Raw genomic sequence first — 20,331 nt, 5'->3', positions numbered from 1 at the left:
CATATGTTAGATAAAGTAGTCATAGCAAACCGAGGCGAAATTGCGCTACGGATTTTGCGTGCCTGTAAAGAGTTAGGCATCAAAACCGTTGCGGTTCACTCGAAGGCAGACAAAGACTTAAAGCACGTATTATTGGCTGACGAAACCGTTTGTATCGGCAACGCACCAGCCTTAGAAAGCTACCTTAATATCCCGGCGCTGATCGCCGCAGCGGAAATTAGTGACGCCATTGCCATTCACCCAGGTTATGGCTTTTTAGCGGAAAGCGCCGACTTTGCCGAGCAAGTTGCTAAAAGCGGATACATATTCATTGGCCCATCGGCGGATGTCATTCGCTTAATGGGCGATAAAGTATCGGCTATTGAAGCGATGAAACGCGCTGGCGTTCCTACCGTGCCCGGCTCAGATGGCGAGCTCAATGAAGACAGCGAGCGCAACATTCGCCTTGCTCGACGCATTGGCTATCCCGTCATCATTAAAGCGTCTGGCGGTGGCGGCGGTCGCGGTATGCGAGTTGTACGCAACGAAGGTGAGCTCATTGATTCCATTGAGCTTACTAAAGCGGAAGCCGGTGCGGCGTTTAACAACCCAGCGGTTTACATGGAAAAATACCTTGAAAACCCTCGCCACGTAGAAATTCAGGTAATGGCCGACAGCCATGGCAATGCCATTCACTTAGGTGAGCGTGATTGCTCTATGCAACGCCGCCACCAAAAAGTGGTTGAAGAAGCGCCAGCACCCGGTATTACCGAAGAAATGCGTAAGTTCATTGGCGAGCGCTGTGCCCGAGCTTGTGTGGAAATTGGTTACTGTGGCGCCGGTACGTTTGAGTTCCTATACGAAAACGGTGAGTTCTACTTCATTGAAATGAACACCCGTATTCAAGTAGAACACCCTGTCACCGAAATGGTTACTGGTGTGGATTTGATTAAGGAGCAATTGCGCGTTGCCGCAGGCCAACCTTTGTCGTTAACTCAAGACGATGTTGTTATTCGTGGCCACGCCATTGAATGTCGAATTAACGCCGAAGATGCGCAAACCTTTATCCCAAGCCCAGGCGAAATTACTCGCTTCCACCCGCCTGGTGGAATGGGTATCCGCTGGGATTCGCACATCTATGCAGGCTATAGAGTGCCGCCTTACTACGATTCAATGATCGGTAAGCTTATCACTTACGGTGAAAACCGCGGTATCGCCATTGCTCGCATGCAAAATGCGCTGCGGGAACTCGTGGTTGATGGCATTAAAACCAACACCGCCTTGCAAATGCGCATTATGGACGATGAGAACTTCCAAAACGGTGGCTCAAACATCCATTACTTAGAGAAGAAGCTCGAACAGGAAGGCTAGCGTTAAATCCTTTGTTATCGAGTAGAAGTACAACGCCCCGTCGCTAACGATGGGGCATTGTTGTTTTAGGGGAGGTTAAAAAGGCAGAACTAGCTGTCTCGGTTATCAAAATACCAAGCCGCCGCGCCCATCAATGCGGTATCGCTTTTCAGCGCTAAAGACACGGGGATGGGCTCTAGATACTCCGCCATTTTGCCTTTTTGACCAAAAGCGCGGGTAAAGTCACTGTGCTGCAAAAACTCGGAGATGCGCGGTAAAATTCCGCCCCCTAAATAGGCGCCGCCCCGTGCACCCTGCACCAATACCATATCGGCAGTAACGCTGCCTAACCAGCGGCAAAATTCATCTAAGGTTTCCCAGGCAAGAGGGCTACGAGCATCCGCCGCAGCGGTAATTTCAGCAGGCGTGGTTAAGGGGGTTGGTGCGTCTAAGAAGGTGCCCATGGCTTTGTACAAGTTAACCAGTCCTTGGCCACATAAAATGGTTTCAACACTCACGTGGGAATGACGTCTGGCTAAGATTTCCACCAACGCTGCTTGGCGCGCATTGGTAGAGGCGAGGCTGATGTGGCCTCCTTCACAGGCAATGGCGTGCCAGCGGTCATTCATAGGCACCAGTGAAGCCACCCCAAATCCCGTGCCCGGCCCTAACACAACCCGTGGTGAACATTTCATAGCGTCCCCCGGTTTCACCGACTGCAATTGGTTTTCCGGCAGTAAAGGGATGGAATAAGCATAGGCGACAAAATCGTTAATGACTTTTAGGTGCTTGAGTTGCAAATGGCGGCGAAGCTCATCAACGTTATTGTGCCAACCCAAATTGGTTACCGTTACCGAGTATTTATCGATGGGACCCGCCACCGCTAAACAGGCACTGTCGGGTGTGATTCCCTCGGGCAAACTGCTCATGTACTCACGCACAACCGCTTCTAGGCTGATGTAATTCTTAGACGGATAAAAGCGCACTTCTTGGGTGTGCACGCCTTCTTCGGTTTGGCTAGCTAATGCAAATCGCGCGTTAGTACCGCCTATATCTGCGACAATTGTGTATTGTGTCATTATTGGTTTCTCTGGTTTTGCCAACTAAATTCATCTGTTATATTGATGAAGCAACGAACAATAATAAGAGCCTGTTACCCCCTATGAAAGGCAAAGCCACCTCATTTGATATCGCTCATCTTGCCGGTGTTTCTCAGTCCACGGTCTCTCGTGCCTTGCGCGATTCGCCCTTGGTCAAACAAGAAACCATCGACAAAGTGAAAGCCATTGCTCACCAACTTAACTATAAGGTTGATAAGCACGCCAGCAGTTTGCGATCTCAGCAAAGCCACACCTTGGCCTTATTATTTTTCGAAGATCCCACCACCGACGACTCACTGATTAACCCGTTTTTCTTTGCCATGCTCGCGTCCATAACCCAAGCCTGTGCTAAGCAAGGTTACGACTTATTAGTGTCGTTTCAGCAGCTGTCCAACGATTGGCACGCTGACTACGAGGACAGCCACAAAGCCGATGGCATTATTCTTCTAGGTTACGGAGATGATATCGAATCGCAACCAAAATTAGCTCAACTAAAACAGCAAGGCACCCGTTTTATAAGATGGGGACCAGAATCAGACACCGGACTTTCCATTAGCTGTGATAATCGTTTAGGCGGTTATCAAGCCACCTCTCACCTTATTGAACGCGGTCATCAGCGCATAGCGTTCGTTGGCAATGCTTCCAAACATTACCCTGAATTTTTTGACCGTTACCAAGGCTATGTCTCGGCACTGCTTGAACACCAATTAGCGGTCGAGCCGGCTTTACAACAAGATGCCATTACCACCGAAGATGCCGGTTATCAAAGCACCAAGCAATTACTGCAAGGCGACGCCGAGTTCACCGCGCTGTTTGCCGCCAGCGATTTAATCGCCATTGGCGCCATTAAAGCCATTAAAGAAGCGGGCCTCAAGGTTCCCGGTGATATCGCCGTTATAGGCTTTGACGACATTCCTATTGCCAGCTACACCTCGCCTGCCTTATCCACCATTCGCCAAGATACTAAGCTTGCTGGTGAAGTGTTAGTGACCACCCTGCTCTCCCTCATCAAAGAAGAGCCAGTCGAGTCCATTACCATTGCCACCAACATAGTAGTTAGAAGCAGCACCTAGTTCTGGGTTAACGCACTAATAAAGTCAGCATCGGTTACGGGCTCGCTCATTACCAGCACCTTAACCGCATGAGGGGCTACTTCAGTGATCAAGGCTTGGTTAGCCGCCACCGTTTGAGTTTGTTTGGTTTGGGCGTCAGTCCAGGTGCCCGCCTGCAAGTATTGGCTAATCTCAAAGCGCTGCGCTTTATCGCCTTTATTGAGCAGCACTAAGGCGGTTTGGCTTTGCTCACCGTCTTGATAAACGCGATAAAAACTGGCTCTATCCCCTTTAAACTCAAGATTGAATTGCAGTCCCCGTTGCAGCGCTACATTTTGCGCCCGCACCATAGCGATGTCCGCAAGTTTGGCTCGAATCGGGTGCTGCTTAGCCTGTTCGATACGCTCTTGACCGAAGTAATTACGATTGCCTTTGTGCTCCGCCTTTCCCCGCTCAAAGCCGATTTCAGAGCCATAGTAAATAACCGGAATGCCGCGGGCGGTGAACAACCAATTGTGGGCGTTAATAAAGCCGTTATCGTCGGCGTTCATACGCGGCATATCGTGGTTATCGTAAAAGATGGTCAATTCATAGGGATTGGCATAGGGACCGTCCTTTAAATGCAATGTCGGCAATAGTGTTTCGAACCCTTTGTTCTGTTCAAACATCTCCCCCAGCGCTTGCTTCATTGGAAAATCAAGTACACTCATGCCGCCGTTGTCCGGGTGGGTATACTGGGCAATTTCCTCTGCATCAAACGAATACACTTCGCCAAACATGAACAATTGCGGGTATTTAGCACGGATGCGCTGACTAAACTCACCCCAAGCTTCGGTGGGCACGTGTTTAACCGTATCAATCCGAAAAGCACCCGCTCCTTGGTCGAGCCATTGCAGATAAGCGTTAACGAAGTAGTCCATCACCTCAGGATTGGATACATTCATGTCCGCAAGCTCTGCTAAATCGGGCTGCTGATTGAAAAAACGGTGCAGTGGTTCGTTGTCGGGATCCAATTGCGCCGGTGCAAGGTTCATATGATCCGCCACTAAGCTGCCGTCTTTGTCATACAATTTGCCATAATCAGGCAACACGGTCTCCATGGTATAGGCAGGGGAGCCATGGTTAATAACCACATCTAATACCGTTTTCAGTCCTTTTTCAGAAAGGGCCTGATTCAATTGGGCATAGTCCAAATCGGCCGAGGGCAAATGCTTATCTAACTTATAAAAATTGACTCCCCAATAGCCGTGATAAGCGGCCTTGCCTTTATCCATAGCAAAGCCATGGGCCTGAATTCGCTTGCCACCATTAAACGCATCCGCCGGATTTTGCACAATGGGGGTCATCCAAATAGCGCTAAACCCCATGTCTTTAATGTAATCGGCATTGTTAAGCAGTCCTTTAAAGTCTCCCCCCATAAAGCCCACATTACCCTCATCACCGTTGTCCCAAACCAGCGGCAGATTCCAGCCAGAATCGGATTCATAGTTATTGGTTTTATCGCCGTCTACGAAGCGATCGGTCAACACAAAATAAACCGACTCGCTGGCAAAGGGGTGGTCAGTACCGGAAAGCTTAGTCAGTGGTTTAGCGGGTGCACTGGCATTAGAGCAGGCCGCCAGTGATAAACTTAAGGCGATTAACGTAATCGTGGGTTTTAACATGACGGTTTTCCCTTATTGTTGAGTCGGTTGTATTGATACTCGCAACGCGAACGCTCCGGCGATGGCCAGGCTGAGCGCGCCAATTAATAAGGCGTAAACCGGCTCTGCAGCGAATAGGTACTTTAAAATGAGTCCTAACAAGGTGGCCGCTAACAACTGAGGTATGACAATGAAGAAATTAAATATACCCATGTACACCCCCATTTTCTTAGCCGGCAAGCAACCGGCTAACATGGCGTAGGGCAGTGACAAAATAGAGGCCCACGCAAAGCCTACGCCCACCATAGCCACCAGCAAATAGTTAGGGTCGCGAATAATGAGGAAGGAAGCCAAACCCGCAGCACCCATCAAGAGGTTGGCAAGGTGCGCCTTGCGTAAACCGAATCGACTCACCATGGCTGGAATAACTAAAGCGGCGATGGCGGCAAAGCCGTTGTATGCAGCAAACAACACCCCAACCCAGTTCGCCCCTTCGTTGTAGGCCGCGGAGGTGGGATCGGAAGAGCCGAAATGCACCTGAGTGACCGCTGCAGTGGTATAGATCCACATCGCAAACAAGGCAAACCATGAGAAAAATTGCACAACGGCCAGTTGTTTCATTACGGTTGGCATGTTGAATAAGTCGTCCATTACCGTATCGAAACCATTACCTTGGCCATTCCCTTGGCGACGCATGCCTACGTAGAACTGAGCTAGACCAAATAGCGCGACCCCAATCGACAGAATGTAGAGCTGCTTATCAAGGCCCATGAAATAAACCAATGCCGCACCCATAACGCCCGGCAATAACCAAAATAAAGCGCCTTTGTTGTATGCATCGGCAGAACGTTGCTGCGCAGATTCCTGCCTATGCTGTTGCTGCTCTTCAAATGAAGCCAACTGCTCTGGGGAGTATTCTTTGGTGGATACCACAGTCCACCCCACCGCCACAAACAGCACCACCGCACCAAAATAGAAGGAATATTTAACGGTATCGGGTATCTCTCCAGGGCCAGCTTCGTTACTGACACCCATGCCTGCCAACAGAAACGGCAACATAGAAGCTATCACCGCACCTACGCCAATGAAGAAGCTTTGCATGGCATAACCTTTGGGCTGCTGGCGTTTCGGTAAATTATCGCCAACAAAGGCTCGAAACGGTTCCATCGACACGTTAATGGCGGCATCCATAATCCAAAGCATACCCGCCGCCATCCACAGAGCACTGGAGTTTGGCATGGCCACCAGCGCTAAACTGGTAAACAAGGCGCCGTAAAGAAAATAAGGACGACGTCTACCTAAGCGATTCCAAGTGCGGTCGCTGAAGTATCCCACAATCGGCTGCACCAACAAGCCAGTCACCGGCCCCGCTATCCACAGCAAGGGAATGGTCTCCATATCGGCGCCCAAGGTTTGGAAAATACGACTGACGTTGGCGTTTTGCAGAGCAAACCCAAATTGAATGCCTAAAAAGCCAAAGCACATATTCCATATTTGCCAAAAACTTAAATTGGGTTTTTCGTTAACCATGGAGCGTCCTCTTCTCGTTGTTATTAGTTAGCGGATGCTAATGACCTGCTCAGCCTGGTTCCAAGGCAAAGTGAACATTAACTTACCTTGCTCAATGCGGCTGTCTAAGGTTTTACCAGACAGGGTCACTTGAGCTTGTTGTTTGTTCCAGTTGTGAATCGTTACCGTGACTTGGCGAGATTTTGGAGCGCCCATGTAGTCGCCATTTTGGTGCAAATGTAAGGTCAGTAACTGATGGGCATAATCCGCCTTAAACTCTAAAAGCTGATATTGCCCCTGCGCGATGGCTTTAGGGTTAACGCCATCGTCTTCATACATGAAGTCATAGGCTTTGCGGACACTGTCGTCGTGGTAATAGTGCAGCTCTAAATTGGCGCTGGTGTAATCCTTGGTGTTGTGTTGCACCGCCACCATGGGAATAAAGCTGCCCGCCTTTACCAATACCGGAATGGTGTCAATGCTAACCGGCATATCAATGGCTTGACCGCCGTTAAAGCGTACGTTGGTAAAAAAGTCAAACCACACCCCCTTTGGCAAATCGATGGCAACCGATTTAGCGCCGGCTTCAACCACAGGTGCCACTAAAAATGCATCACCCCAAAAATAGGCGTCTTTGTTATCCACTAAGCTTAAATCTGTTTCATCGCTGAACATCAAAGGGCGCATCAACGGCATGCCCGAGGTGCTGTTTTCATAGGCTAAGGTGTACAGATAAGGCATTAATTGGTAACGCAAATTGACGTAGCGACGAACAATGTCTTTGGTTTGTTGATCGTGAAACACCGGCTCTGGAGCGATGTTGTCTTGAGCGTGTGGGCGATAAACCGGCTGAAACACGCCGTATTGCATCCAGCGGGTGTACATTTCAGCGTCGAATTGTTCGCCACCGGCAAAGCCACCGAGGTCGCTGTGTGTATAGCCCAAGCCCAACAGCCCCATTTGCAAAGCCAATTCTACTTGCGGTTTTAAGCCATCCCAACTGCGGCTGACATCGCCGGTCCAAGGGATCATGCCGTAGCGCTGAGAGCCAATAAAGCCAGAGCGCATCATGATCATTGGCCGTTTGTCCGGTTGCGCTTGTTGCAAGCCTTCAAACACCAATTTGGCCCATTGGTGGCCGTAGGCATTGTGGATTTCATCGGCGCTGCCAAGAGCGTGAATAGCATCGTGCGGATGCACTTCAGGCTCCCCTAAGTCACCCCACCAGCCGGCCACACCGTCTTTCAAGAGCTCCTGATAGATTCCCCAAAACCACTCTTGCCCAGACTGGCTGAAGACATCGATTAAGCCGGTGTTACCAAAATAGAAATCGAAGGTTTTAGGCTTTCCAGCAAAGTCGTGCGCCAACGCTTTAGCGTCTACCGCTTGCTGCCAACGCTTGGAGCTGGTGAGCACAAACGGCTCAGTAATCAGCACGGTATTAATGCCAAGGTCACTAAAGTCTCTTATCATTTTGCGCGGATTCGGCCACGCTTTGCGATCCCAGGCGAGGTTGCCCATGTGCCCTTTAATATCTGCACCAAACCAATACAAATCCAGCACAATGGCATCTAACGGGAAGTCTTCTTCAATGAACTTGGCAACGGTTTCACGGGCTTGCTGTTCGCTGCGATAACCGAAACGAGAAGCGTAGTTGCCCAGCGCCCAGCGTGGTGGCAAAGGTTGGCGACCGGTGGCCTCGGTGAGGTTTTCAATTAAGCTGGGGTAGTTATGCCCCGCAGCGACCAAATAAGCGGTACGCCCGCCTTTGGCTTCAAATTGCAAAATGTTGGCTTCGGTTTTACCCAAATCCATCCAGCCACTGGCGGAGTTATCAAACACCAAGGCGTACTTATTGGTGGACATTACCGCTGACAGACCAAAATACATTTGTTCCGCATGAGTGGTGTAGCCGTAAGACGCTTTGTTATAAAGCGGTAGGCGCATGCCTCGACGGTCCATGCCAACCACTCGCTGACCACCGCCAATGAGCTTTTCTTCATCATTAAGAGCGAATCGAAAACCCCGCACCGAATCGTGAGACACCAAACCGGCTTCTTCTGCGACTAACAGCTTGTCGTTTTGATAAAAGCGAAACTGCAACGGCGACTTTTGAATTTCAGCGCGAATTTCGGCAAGTCGGTAATGAAGCACGTCGCCATCATCGCTTAATTCACCCTGCACAATGGGCGCCTGCTCATCAATGGCAAAGGATGGCAGTTGTTTAACCCCTTTAGGTTGATAATGAACAGCCATCGCTCCATTGCCGTATCCACTGACCAATACTGGGCCATTGTCGGTTTCAATGAGCAATTGCTCATCTACCAGTTTGTGGCTTACAACCTGTGTCGCAAGTGCAGAGCCGCTGCCTACTAAACAAACGAATGCAAAAATCCACTGGCGCATGGCGGCTTCCTTACTGAGGTTGAATTTGAAGAATGCGAGATTGCATGGGTTGCAGCGATAAAGGTAACGACCCCTTACCATTGCTCACGGTTAACCAATGCTCACTCTCATCAAGTTGGTCTATCAGCCGATAGCGACCGTCGCTAAGCTCAAAATTAGCCACTTGCGATGGCGGTACAATAAAAGGTAAATCCGTCACGGCTCGCTGTTCGAAGTTAGCGATAATTAGCAACTGCTCATCGCTACTCCAGCGCGCAAAACTAAACAGGCGCTGATGATAGTTGCTGTTACGACTGTTCACCGTATGCAGCTCGGCATATTGCCCCATTAACGCCGAGCTGTTGCGGGTAAATTGCATCAGGCGCACGTAGTAATCCCGCAGCGCTTGCTCGCGCTCTGTCAGTTGGCCGCCATCGAAACGGCCGTCGTTCATCCAGCGTTGATGTGCGCTTACGCCCCAGTAGTCGAAAATGGTGGTGCGGCTGGCTTTACCAAAACCGGCATCGTGCTCGGCTCGCTCCCCCACATCTTGACCGAAATACAACATAGTAGGCGAGGTGCTTAAGGTGGCGGACACCACCATGGCTGGCAGGCCATGTTCAGGCTCGGTGGCAAAATCTGGGGTGGCGATGCGCTGTTCATCGTGATTTTCCAAAAAATGCAACATGTTGTGTTCAATGTCTTGCTTGCCTTTTTGAATGGCCACCAGTGCAGCGGTTTGTTGCTGACCACGAATGATGTGCTTAAGGGTGTCGTACAATTCCACCTTATCGTACAAGTAATCCATCTTACCTTTATGCAAGTAGTCACGATACAAGCTCGGTTGGTACACCTCTGCCAGCAAAAAGGCCTGCGGATTGCGATGCTTAATGTGGCTGTTTAAATAGCTCCAAAACTCCACCGGAACCATTTCCGCCATGTCGTATCGAAAGCCATCCACTCCGAATTCGAGCCAAAAGCTAACAATGTCTTTAAACTTAACCCAAGAGTCTGGCACGTCTTTGCCTTGCCAAAACTCATAATGCTGTTGTACGTCTTTTTTGGCGTATCCCAATGGCAGCGTCGGAAAATCAAAACCGCCGTCGGGGTTGACGCCGTAGTTAACCTTAACCGTCTCATACCAGTCGAGCATGCTTGGTTTCGCGCTGCGAGCACCATTGCCGGTCCACTTAGCTGGGCTTTCATCAAACTGGTGGTCCACCTGCGGGTGCTGCTCGCCCCCGAGCACTTGATAATCATCTTGCCAATCCGGCACTTCAAAATCTTGGCCCACCACGTAGTAGAAGTTATTGTCGCGAGCATACTCGACCGTAACATCATCGTTTGCACCAAAGTCTTTAACCCCTGCAGGCTTACCTAACGATTGATAATTTCGGGCAATGTGGTTGGGCACAATGTCTATCAGCACTTTCATGCCGTGGCGGTGGGTGCGCTCAACCAAAGCTTTAAACTCTTGCATGCGTTGGCTGGGATCAACGGCTAAATCGGGATTAACACTGTAGTAATCTTTAACCGCATAAGGTGAGCCGGCACGCCCTTTAATAACGTCGGGATCGTCATTGCTGATGCCGTATTCGCTGTAGTCAGCCACCAGTGCATGATGCAACACGCCGGTATACCAAATGTGGCTCACGCCCAATTCTTTAATGCCGTTAAGCGCATCGTCGTTAATGTCGTTAAACTTGCCAACACCGTTTTGCTCAAGGGTACCCCAAGGCTCATTGGTGGTGTTCTTGTTGCCAAACAAACGAGTGAACATTTGATAGACCACCACTTTTTGCGGTGAGGCTGCCGTGGCCGCTGGCTGAGGGTCAGGGCTTTTACAGGAGCCAAGTCCAGCCAGCATGGCCAGACTCAATAATAAGGCATTGCGTTTCATTAATTATTTCTCTTTATTATTACGCATCGCAGGGACTGTGTGTCCGAGTCTACACTTGATGGTACTCATAGCAGTCCCACCAGCGCAAAGAATTGCATACGTATTCAAGCATAAAAAAGCACCTCGGTCAGCAATGAGCGAGGTGCTTTGTTAGCCTCTTAGAACCTTATGAGCTTAGAAGGTATAGCTAAAGCCTGCCATGTAATTGCGGCCATAGGTCTGGTGATCTTTCACTTGGCGCGGATCGCCATTCTCGTAGGTTACAAACTCTTGGTCCGTTAAATTGGTCACTTGGAACAGAATCGATAACCCGTACAAGGCTTCAATGGAAGACTCAGAGAAGTCGTACCCAATTTGCGCATCCACCACGGTTTCTTCTAATACGTAGCGCTTATCACGGGCAAAGGAAACACCGGTAACCTCACCCAAGAAGTCGCTGCGATAACGAGCCGAGATACGCGCTTGAAAACCATGATCTTCGTAATAGAAAGTGGCATTGGCGGTTTTCTCTGACAGCCCTGGCAAGGTGGTTGGGTCGCTGTCTTTGGTTTCACGAACCTCTGAGTCATTTAGCGCACCGTTAATGATTAAGCCAAACGGAGCGAGCGAATCACTAAGCCACTTACCGGTAATGTGCGCCGACGCTTCAATACCGCGAATGTAACCCCCTTCACCATTAGCAAAGCTGTTTAAATAGCCTTGGGTCAGTTTGGGTTGCGGATCGGGAACGCTGATGTCAGAAAAGTCACCAATGATGGTTTCTTCATAAACGTAGTTTTCCAAGTCTTTATAAAAGGCGCCAATGGCGAAGGCGTTACCATCAACATAAACCTCGTAACTCACATCGTACTGCCAAGCCATCCAAGGTTTTAGCTCTGGGTTACCACCGCCACCACTCCAAGGCGAGTCATCAATATCGGTGCTGTCGGCTTTAGAAGCGTCGTAGCTGTAATTGTAACCGGCGTTCATTTGGTCCATACGCGGGCGAGCCAAGGTGCGTGCCGCAGCAAATCGAACTTGCTGGCTGTCGGCTACTGCCCAACTCAAGTTTAAGCTCGGCAGTACTTCGGTATAGGTTGTTCCACCGCTGGATGGTTGGGTGCTCACCATACCGTTGGCGTCGGTTTGCGCTGCTAATCCGGTTGAGCTTTGGTCGGTGTGCACCACCTGCAAACCCACATTACCCCGCAAGCCTTTATCAAACAGCTCTGTGTCGATATCGGCCATAACAAAGCCTGTGGTGACTTTCTCGTCTACGCCCCAGTTGGCGGTGGCTCTATCTTGCACCGTATCACTTTGCGCAAACATGTCGTAATAGCCATCACGCAGCAACGCCATTGAGTCATAAGCAATCACGCTGTTAAAGCCAATAAAGCCCATATTGACTGACGGCAACAAATACTGTGGCGGAATGCTGGTCATGGAATCAGGGTTACCGGCTTCATATGAGGCAAGACGCAAATAAAAACCTTCATCTTCACGATCTTTGCTGCGCTCGCTGTAGTTTACTCCAAAACGGACGCTAGAAATGGCACCGTGATGGAAGCTGCGTGTGGCACTGACACGAATCGCCGCCAACTCGTCCTTAATGTTAGCGATATTCAAGAAGCCGTCTTGGCCGTCAGTGCCCACTACACTGTTGCCCCAAGGAAACTGTCCGCCTAAACGAATGTTGGTTGGATCGGCATAGTCAATGCCCGGGGTAAAGATGGGTCCTTGCGGTCCCATCACAAAATGCATGTCTTGGCAGACGTTTGGACGCGGGTCGCCAGTAACCGGATCATCACAGCCGGCTTGGCCATTACGACTGGTTCCAGCGTAGTTTTCGTACCCCCAGCTTTCGCGATCCGCTTTCGAGTAGGATAAATCCAACTCGCCGCTCCAATTTTCAGAGAGCTGATAGCTGTTGTTCCAGCCAACCGACACTACGTCGGCGTCCATTTCATTGATGTCGTTACGAATAAGCACTTTTTGATTTTTCAAAATGCCTTCTGTCACCAAGCCGTTTTCGGTGTTAATGACTTCAAAACCGCTGTTACCCGAGCCGTTACCCCAATGAGCGCCAGGAATTTCAACGCCTCGTAGAATTTGCTTGTCGTTAAATTTGCTGTAGTACAGATCAAGCACCGAGTGGAACTTATCGTTCGGTTGGTATTCAATCACACCCATAACCCCATCACGTTCTAACGTGCTCGAACGAACATAAGGTTTGGCACCACCAAAGATAAGCGAGTTATCGGTATCAGATACTTCAGGGTAACCCCAAATGTGCATCCGTTCTTCTTGGTTTGGCGAGCTCATTTTCGCGTAACCAAAAGCGATACCAAGGGTATCGTTAGCGAATTGGTCAATGTAAGACAACGATGCTCGATAGCCTTTATCGTCGCCGTCTGGGTTCAGCTTGCCAATATCGTTCATCTCGCCTCGGGCAATCACCACAATGGCTTGTTCGCCGTGAGCTAAAGGGCGCACCGTGCGCATATCCACAGTTCCGCCAATGGCTTGAGACATAACGCTTGCATCGGGCGTTTTGTAGACCACCACACCGCTCATGAGCTCTGACGGGTATTGATCAAACTCAACGCCGCGGTTATCAGAAATGGTGACCTGTTCGCGGCCATTTAACGTAGCGGTGGTGAAATCCGGCGACAAGCCACGAATGGATACTACGTTGGCGCGACCGTCTAACCGCTGAGTGGCTATTCCAGGCAAACGCGCTAACGATTCAGCAATGGATACGTCTGGGAGCTTGCCAATGTCTTCTGCCGACACCGCTTCAACAATGGAGGAATTTTCCATTTTGAGTGCTTGCGAAGCTTCAATAGAGCGGCGAATACCTTTTACTTGCAACACTTCAATCTTACTGGCTTGTGAGTCTATTGCTACGGTTTCATCAGCGGCGTACAGCGATGTGCAATAGCCAGCTGCAACCAAAGCTAATGTGACCACACTAGGCTTAAACGACATAACGACCTTCCCCTTGGAATACATGTGTTTTAATTGTTATTAGTCTGCTTATTTTTTAGCAGTTGATTCGGATAGTAATCAGCTATGCCGGCTTGAACAAACAAATGCATACGTATTCAAACAGAAATTTGGCCCGTCTGTCATAAAAACGTTACCTAACCCCGCTACAACAAGACTATGCACGAGCCACGGCTAGCAAAGAGTTTACTGCAAATTCATTGTTTCAACCCTATTAAGATGCACGAACTGTTAAAAACGACCCAACCTTTTAACGAGATTGCAACAACCCAGCTTACCCACAGTCAACCGCAGGAACTATAAAACCTCAAAATAAGCTAACGTTATGAGTGATATAACAATTCATTAAATTTTATGGTGTAAAAATGCGCCACTTGAACTACCGTTATTCGGCTGCATACGTATGCACCGTGACCTAGAGCACTGGAACCTTTAGGGTTGTACAAAAGCAAGAGAATTTAACTGCGATAATTGAGCAATTGCGACGCAGTAAAAATCCAAGAAAGGACACACAATGAGTTCAACACAGTGGTGGCGTGGCGCGGTTATCTATCAAATTTACCCACGCAGTTTTGCCGACACCAATAACGACGGTGTCGGCGATTTAGCGGGCATTTATAACAAGCTCGATTACATCGCCAGCTTAGGCGTAGACGCCATTTGGATATCGCCATTCTTTAAATCTCCCATGGCGGATTTTGGCTACGACATCAGTGATTACCGCGATGTGGATCCCTTATTTGGCAACTTAGACGACTTCGATAGAGTATTGGCCAAAGCCCATAACTTGGGCATTAAAGTGATGATCGATCAAGTCTTAAGTCACACCTCCAATCAACATCAATGGTTCATTGAATCGCGCCAAGACACCACCAACGACAAAGCTGATTGGTACGTTTGGGCCGACCCAAAGCCCGATGGCACAGCGCCTAACAATTGGCTTTCGATTTTTGGCGGTTGCGGTTGGGAGTGGGAGCCCCGTCGTCAACAGTACTATTTACACAACTTTTTAAGCAGCCAACCGGATTTAAACTTTCATAACCCACAGGTTCAGCAAGCGGTATTGGATAACGTAGAGTTTTGGCTCAAGCGAGGCGTTGACGGCTTGCGGTTGGATGCCATTAACTTTTGTTTCCACGACCAACAATTGCGAGATAACCCAGCTAAACCGCCTCACGCTCGAGTTGGCCGTGGCTTTTCAGCGGATAACCCGTACGCCTATCAGTACCACTATTACAACAATACCCAACCCGAAAACCTGCCCTTCTTAGAGCAGTTGCGAGCACTGATGGACCGCTACCCCGGTACCGCAGCCTTAGGCGAAATATCCGCCGAAGACTCGCTGGCCACCACCGCCGAATACACCGAAGCGGGTAGGTTGCACATGGGTTACAGTTTCGAGTTACTCACCGATGACTACAGTGCCGGTTATATTCGCCAAACCGTGGAAAACCTCGAGAAGCAAGTGACCCAAGGTTGGCCCTGTTGGTCGGTGAGTAATCACGACGTGATTCGAGTGGCCAGCCGTTGGAGCGAAGTGCCCGGTACCACCAACGCTGAGCAATGCAAAATGCTCGCAGCGCTGATCACTGCATTGCGGGGCAGCGTGTGCATTTTCCAAGGAGAAGAGCTTGGTCTTGGCGAGGCCGACATTCCCTTTGAACAACTGCAAGACCCATACGGCATTACCTTTTGGCCCACCTTTAAAGGGCGAGACGGATGTCGTACCCCCATGCCGTGGGATGCCAATGAAGATAATGCCGGCTTTAGTAAGCATCGGCCTTGGTTGCCGGTGAGTGAAACTCATCAGTCGCTCGCCGTGGCAACTCAAGAACGCGATCCGCAATCAATATTAAACAGTTTCAAATGCATAACCGACTGGCGCAAACAATGGCCAGCGCTGCAATACGGTGATATCGAGTTTATTGATGCGCCAGAGCCTGTGTTGATGTTCATTCGCCATTATCAAAGGCAACGACTCTTGTGCGCTTTTAATTTATCGAGACACGCTGTAACCACTGAGCTTGAACAAGGCGACTTATTACAACCAATAACCCCATCGAGTTTGGTCGCTGGGGAGCATGACAACGGCGTATTGTCGTTGCCAGGCTATGGCTGTTTTGTGGTGCAGCTTAGCCAGTAACTCGCTATTGCTGAACAGCTATTGTTGAAAAGCTGGGCGACTGGCGACGGTATCGAACCAGGCTTTTAACGCCGGATACTGCTGCCATTCAACCTCGAGGGCGCTGCACATTCTCAAGAAAATAAAGGCGGTAATGTCGGCGCAACTAAAGCGGTCGCACCCGACATAGGCGCTTTCTTGCAAGCGCGCTTCTAATCGCGGTAAAAACTCGCTCACTCTAAGCTTAGATTCTTCGCCCCAAGCACTGACACAGCGTTCGCGATCTTTGTAAATGGCGGTGATGTTTCTAAACGCCTGAAACGCCGGTATTAAGGCCTGCCATTCCAGTACCCGATTCCACATATCCACCTGAGCACGAGATAAGGTATCAAAACCGAATAAGCCCAACTCATCCGGTTCGCGTTCATCGATGTAGCGGCAAATGCTCAAGGATTCCGATAAATACTGGCCATTTTCAAGCTTAAGTAGGGGAATAAGGCCGTTAATGCTTTTTTGTTTAAAATCATCCGCAAGGTTGTCGCCTTGGCGAACATTAATTTCTTGGGTTGCTATCTCTAATCCTTTTTCGGCGAGAAACAAACTCACCCGCATCGAGCTTGGGGTGACCGATGTGGTGATTAAGGTAAGATCCGTCAGTGTTTTCATGCAAGCTCCAATAAGTTAACGACAAGTTACTCTAGTCTGCGCTGCCTCAGCGGTCAATATCAGCACACTTTATATAGAATTTTTTGAAATTAAAAATTTAATTGTAATTCCTAGTAGTTATATCAAAGCGCTGATTAACGACACCTTTAATAGGAATTTTAAATCCTTAAAAATATCGTATTTGATTAATAAATGACGAACGCGCAGGTAAAACAAAAAATTGGCAAGATCTGACTACCTTTGCCCTCCGCAAAAAGTGAGTAAATTTTGGTTATAAAAAGCGCTAAAACAAGTTCATCAAAAAAGATTAGCAAATACTAATGAAGGCTTTTTTAATGGAATTATCATTCCCACCCATTATCGCCCTACTCCTTTGTAGGTGTGTTCAAATTAACCGCTTTATTAAGCCGCCTGTTTTTTACGCAAAATTCCACTTTTAACCTTCAATATCGAACCACTATTGTCAGGCTTTGTCGTCGATTGTGGCTTTTCCACACTATTGACGCGGTTAATTGTTGACCATATGTTAATAACTGCAGCGCTGCTACAAGGAAAATAATTAACTTAAGGACATGAACTAATGAAAAAAACAACATTAGCGGCAATTATCGGCGTTTGCACCTCACTAAGCGCCAATGCCAACACCACAGATGAACAACTGAACAGCTCAACAGCTCAACAGCTCAACAGCTCAACAGCTCAACAGCTCAGATGATAGAGCAACCTCCAGAGATTGAGCAAACAGTTGTTGGCGGAGCCACAGTCTCGTGGGTTGCAGGCCTAGTAGTACAAGCGGCAGCAAGCGCCATTAAAAATGGTGTGAAAAACGTTATTTCCGGTGCGGTATTTGGTAGTGGCGATCCACAAGTCGTTAATCTCAGTGCAGAGAGTCTCGCTCAAATAGAAAACATTGTTGCCGCCGGTTTCGACGAACATGAAAAAGGCGAATTACTATCTAGCCTTGAAGCGTTACAAATCGTTATGAAGGATTTCTACATAGAAATGGAAAATGGAACTCGCAATGAGTTTTATGCTCAACAAATGTATTCAAGAAGCACCGACGTCATTACGCACACGGCATTTGACAGTAAAAAACCTTATTACGCCGAGCTAACCAATCAATACGCAATGGCTGCTTCAATGCGGTATGCCGTATACGCCGATCTAGCTGCAAATCAGGACTATGCCAGTGCGGAGCTAGAAAGTCGTGGTAATGAAATGGCTGACGAATTGGAATTACGCGGTACGCAAGCCAATATTTTAGTCAACGGTCAAGTTACCATCACCCCTCAAACCACCACCAATTGTACCATTAGAGCAATGACCACCTGCACAAATTACTTTGTAACGGATGCGTATACTGGCAGCACCTACCGCTACTTCTTTGCCGACTATGGGCCCGGTAACGCAACCTTTGCCTACAACAAACTTGAGCAACTTCGAGACGATTATAAAGCCTTAATCAAAGGCGAAGAGTACCAAAACATAGTCGATCAACTGCGCACCAAGTATTAAAGCATCTCAACGATTGGGCCGAGTCACACGTGGCTCGGCTCTTAAAACAAGGAGCATTACGCCATGGAACTGTTAAACAATAAGCGTGCATTCATAGCCGCACTGGTCATGACAATAACTTTAGGAGCAACTGGCTGTGGCAGCAGTGACGATACGGTTGAACCACCGAGATCCATTCTTGACTCCATTGATCTTGGCTCCGATGCCGCCAATGACTGCCTTTTAAAATACAGCGAGGCTTATGGTTGGTATGAGCCTGAAGACGTGTTGCATTTTTATTGCAACGGGGTAGACGTAACGGCAGTCAATAACTTAAGCAAATTAGTTTCACTTAAAACACTGCAAATTATTGATAGCAGTATTCAATCACTTGATTTAACCAATCTTTCCCGTCTAGAAGAATTGTTTCTTTCGAGAAACAGCTCGCTTGAAACCATTCGTTTTTCTGGTAACGAAAATTTGCAACAAATCTATCTTTCAAACTCTTACCGAGAGTCGAAACTAAAAGAGCTAACCATTGCTGACATGCCGGAACTAAGAGAAATCGAAGTTCGTAGCGACGATAGCCTCGCCTCATTTCATGGGAGTAACCTCCCAGCTCTTAAATCCCTGCTAATTCGCTCTCAGTCTTTAAGCCAGTTTAGCCTCTCACAAGCAGAGCAACTGTATGCTTTGATTCTCAATAACAACCAATTATCAGAGTTAACACTGAACGAGTTTTTAAATTTGAAACACTTACGCATTGGCCAAAGCTTAATTCAACATATTGACCTAAGCGCAAACACAGCCGTTCAATACGTCACAATAGAGAATAGTCCAATCACAGAAATTGACCTCAGTAATAACGTTGAACTTACCAACCTATACCTGCGCAACAACCAGCTCAAGCAGATCCGCTTCACCAACAATTCGGCACTGAAAAAAGCCCTACTCGAAGGCAACGACTTTGATGCCGACACCTTAAGCTACTTAGGCAACATCGACTGGATAGCCGAGCTGAGTTACTAGTCCATATCGCCACCACGATAAAGCTCTTACAAAACCTTGTGAGAGCTTTCCCTCGCTTTAGTCACTGAAAGTTGCACTCTTGAGCGGGTTTTATATGATGAAGGGATACTCACTCTAAAAAATCACATGCGCGAGAAACCTATGCAACGTCCATTATTGTTAATGGTGATGCTATTAGCACTAGCCAATACCGCTCAGGCCGCAACCTCGGCAAGCTGTCCCGGCGAAGAGGGCTACATTTACACCAATAACCGCGATCGAAATCCTGCCCCTGGTGGCTTTGTTGGCCATGGCGCTTTTGTTGGCGAACGGGTCTTTATTGCGCCCACCGCTGCGGTTTGCCAATCCGCCACGGTGGAAGGTTATGCTCGCATTCAAGGCAACGCCATTATTCGCGGCAATGCCAGCGTTGCCGATAAGGCTCGTATATCTGGAAATGCTGTCATTGAAGGCGATGCGATTGTTGAAGGTAATGCTCGAGTGTCCGGTGACGCATTGGTAACAGGCGATGCGCTGCTCAGTGGTAACGTTAACGTTAGAGGCTATTCATCGCTTAATAGCGGCCGTCATACTTCTGGTGTTATCGCCTCACAACAACCGAATCAGCAAGCGCAGCAACGGCAATTAGCTCGCGACGGTGCTAAAGCCATGGCGCAACTGCCCGGGCTGCTGGAAAAATACTTTAGTTATCGGATTAATTGGACAACAAGTCCCGAGCACCTTGATGTGAACATGCGCCATTACGCCCGCTCAATGATTTACTCGGGCGACATCAGTAACTGCAAAATGAAAGTCAACTACAGTTACAGTCACGAAACCAGTTTCTACAGCTTCAATTTGGATCAAAATATAACGGATCGCACCAGTCGCAGCTCGGAAGGAACCCTCGACTTTAGCCGCGCTAATGTCGTTTTTTATCAAGATAACACCTATCCCGGTAGGTGGTATTTAACCGACGGCAACACCGAAATTAGATTAGGTGATTACGACGCCAGTGACGCTGAAATTCACACTTGGCATAACAAGGTTGAGCTTACTGGCGATAAGCAACTTGCCTCGGAAATAGGTAGCATGACTCGCGCCATCAGCGCTGCGTGTCGCTAAGTTTTATTACAAA

14 protein-coding genes are annotated in these 20,331 nt (G+C 48.6%); 7 read left to right on the top strand and 7 right to left on the bottom strand.

Going from position 1 to position 20,331, the window contains the following annotated elements; genetic code table 11:
• Positions 1-3 precede the first annotated feature (3 nt).
• Positions 4-1,350 carry an acetyl-CoA carboxylase biotin carboxylase subunit gene (gene accC / locus CLC91_RS00700; protein ID WP_095497034.1) on the top strand — a complete coding sequence of 449 codons (1,347 nt, stop codon included), beginning with the start codon at positions 4-6 and terminating at the stop codon, positions 1,348-1,350.
• 89 nt (positions 1,351-1,439) lie between these two features.
• Here the strand turns inward: accC and glk are convergent, their stop codons facing one another.
• Positions 1,440-2,408 carry a glucokinase gene (gene glk / locus CLC91_RS00695; RefSeq protein ID WP_095497033.1) on the bottom strand — a complete coding sequence of 323 codons (969 nt, stop codon included), beginning with the start codon at positions 2,406-2,408 and terminating at the stop codon, positions 1,440-1,442.
• Between the two features lie 83 nt (positions 2,409-2,491).
• Here glk and CLC91_RS00690 point away from each other — a divergent pair, with 83 nt between their 5' ends.
• Entirely contained in the window at positions 2,492-3,502 is a 1,011-nt protein-coding gene (locus CLC91_RS00690) for a LacI family DNA-binding transcriptional regulator (protein WP_095497032.1), read from the top strand.
• On the opposite strand, the gene CLC91_RS00685 is transcribed toward CLC91_RS00690, so the two are convergent.
• The 5 genes from CLC91_RS00685 to CLC91_RS00665 form a co-directional block, all read right to left on the bottom strand.
• Complete coding sequence (locus tag CLC91_RS00685) at positions 3,499-5,145, bottom strand: alpha-amylase family glycosyl hydrolase (protein ID WP_095497031.1); 1,647 nt, start codon at positions 5,143-5,145, stop codon at positions 3,499-3,501. The genes CLC91_RS00690 and CLC91_RS00685 overlap by 4 nt on opposite strands.
• A gap of 12 nt (positions 5,146-5,157) precedes the next feature.
• Complete coding sequence (locus tag CLC91_RS00680; protein WP_095497030.1) at positions 5,158-6,654, bottom strand: MFS transporter; 1,497 nt, start codon at positions 6,652-6,654, stop codon at positions 5,158-5,160.
• Between the two features lie 27 nt (positions 6,655-6,681).
• Positions 6,682-9,039, bottom strand: a complete 2,358-nt coding sequence (locus CLC91_RS00675; RefSeq protein ID WP_198950886.1) for a glycoside hydrolase family 31 protein — start codon at positions 9,037-9,039, stop codon at positions 6,682-6,684.
• 10 nt (positions 9,040-9,049) lie between these two features.
• On the bottom strand, positions 9,050-10,918 hold the full coding sequence (locus CLC91_RS00670) for an alpha-amylase family protein (protein WP_095499815.1): 1,869 nt from the start codon (positions 10,916-10,918) through the stop codon (positions 9,050-9,052).
• Positions 10,919-11,092: 174 nt separating this feature from the next.
• Positions 11,093-13,885 (bottom strand): TonB-dependent receptor, encoded by a 2,793-nt coding sequence (locus tag CLC91_RS00665; RefSeq protein WP_233132548.1) that lies wholly within the window; start codon positions 13,883-13,885, stop codon positions 11,093-11,095.
• 532 nt (positions 13,886-14,417) lie between these two features.
• Between CLC91_RS00665 and CLC91_RS00660 the strand changes: the two genes are divergently transcribed.
• Positions 14,418-16,046: an alpha-glucosidase family protein gene (locus tag CLC91_RS00660; RefSeq protein ID WP_095497026.1), complete on the top strand. Its 1,629-nt coding sequence runs from the start codon at positions 14,418-14,420 to the stop codon at positions 16,044-16,046.
• 18 nt (positions 16,047-16,064) lie between these two features.
• On the opposite strand, the gene CLC91_RS00655 is transcribed toward CLC91_RS00660, so the two are convergent.
• Positions 16,065-16,691 carry a glutathione S-transferase family protein gene (locus tag CLC91_RS00655; RefSeq protein WP_095497025.1) on the bottom strand — a complete coding sequence of 209 codons (627 nt, stop codon included), beginning with the start codon at positions 16,689-16,691 and terminating at the stop codon, positions 16,065-16,067.
• A 580-nt stretch (positions 16,692-17,271) separates the two neighbouring features.
• Between CLC91_RS00655 and CLC91_RS15150 the strand changes: the two genes are divergently transcribed.
• From CLC91_RS15150 to CLC91_RS00640, 4 genes are all read left to right on the top strand, one after another.
• A complete protein-coding gene (locus tag CLC91_RS15150; protein ID WP_269844412.1) occupies positions 17,272-17,406 on the top strand; it encodes a hypothetical protein in 135 nt (44 codons plus the stop codon).
• A complete protein-coding gene (locus CLC91_RS00650) occupies positions 17,403-18,206 on the top strand; it encodes a hypothetical protein (RefSeq protein WP_095497024.1) in 804 nt (267 codons plus the stop codon). The genes CLC91_RS15150 and CLC91_RS00650 overlap by 4 nt, the downstream gene beginning before the upstream one ends.
• 63 nt (positions 18,207-18,269) lie before the next feature.
• Positions 18,270-19,214 carry a leucine-rich repeat domain-containing protein gene (locus tag CLC91_RS00645; protein WP_095499813.1) on the top strand — a complete coding sequence of 315 codons (945 nt, stop codon included), beginning with the start codon at positions 18,270-18,272 and terminating at the stop codon, positions 19,212-19,214.
• 141 nt (positions 19,215-19,355) lie between these two features.
• Complete coding sequence (locus CLC91_RS00640; protein ID WP_125828464.1) at positions 19,356-20,318, top strand: LbetaH domain-containing protein; 963 nt, start codon at positions 19,356-19,358, stop codon at positions 20,316-20,318.
• The last annotated feature ends 13 nt before the right edge of the window (positions 20,319-20,331 follow it).

Origin of the sequence: Paraferrimonas haliotis, assembly GCF_002282895.1 — a bacterium.
Lineage (GTDB): Bacteria > Pseudomonadota > Gammaproteobacteria > Enterobacterales > Shewanellaceae > Paraferrimonas > Paraferrimonas haliotis.
Note: the sequence above shows the minus strand (reverse complement) of the source record. Positions and strands in the feature narration are given on the sequence as shown.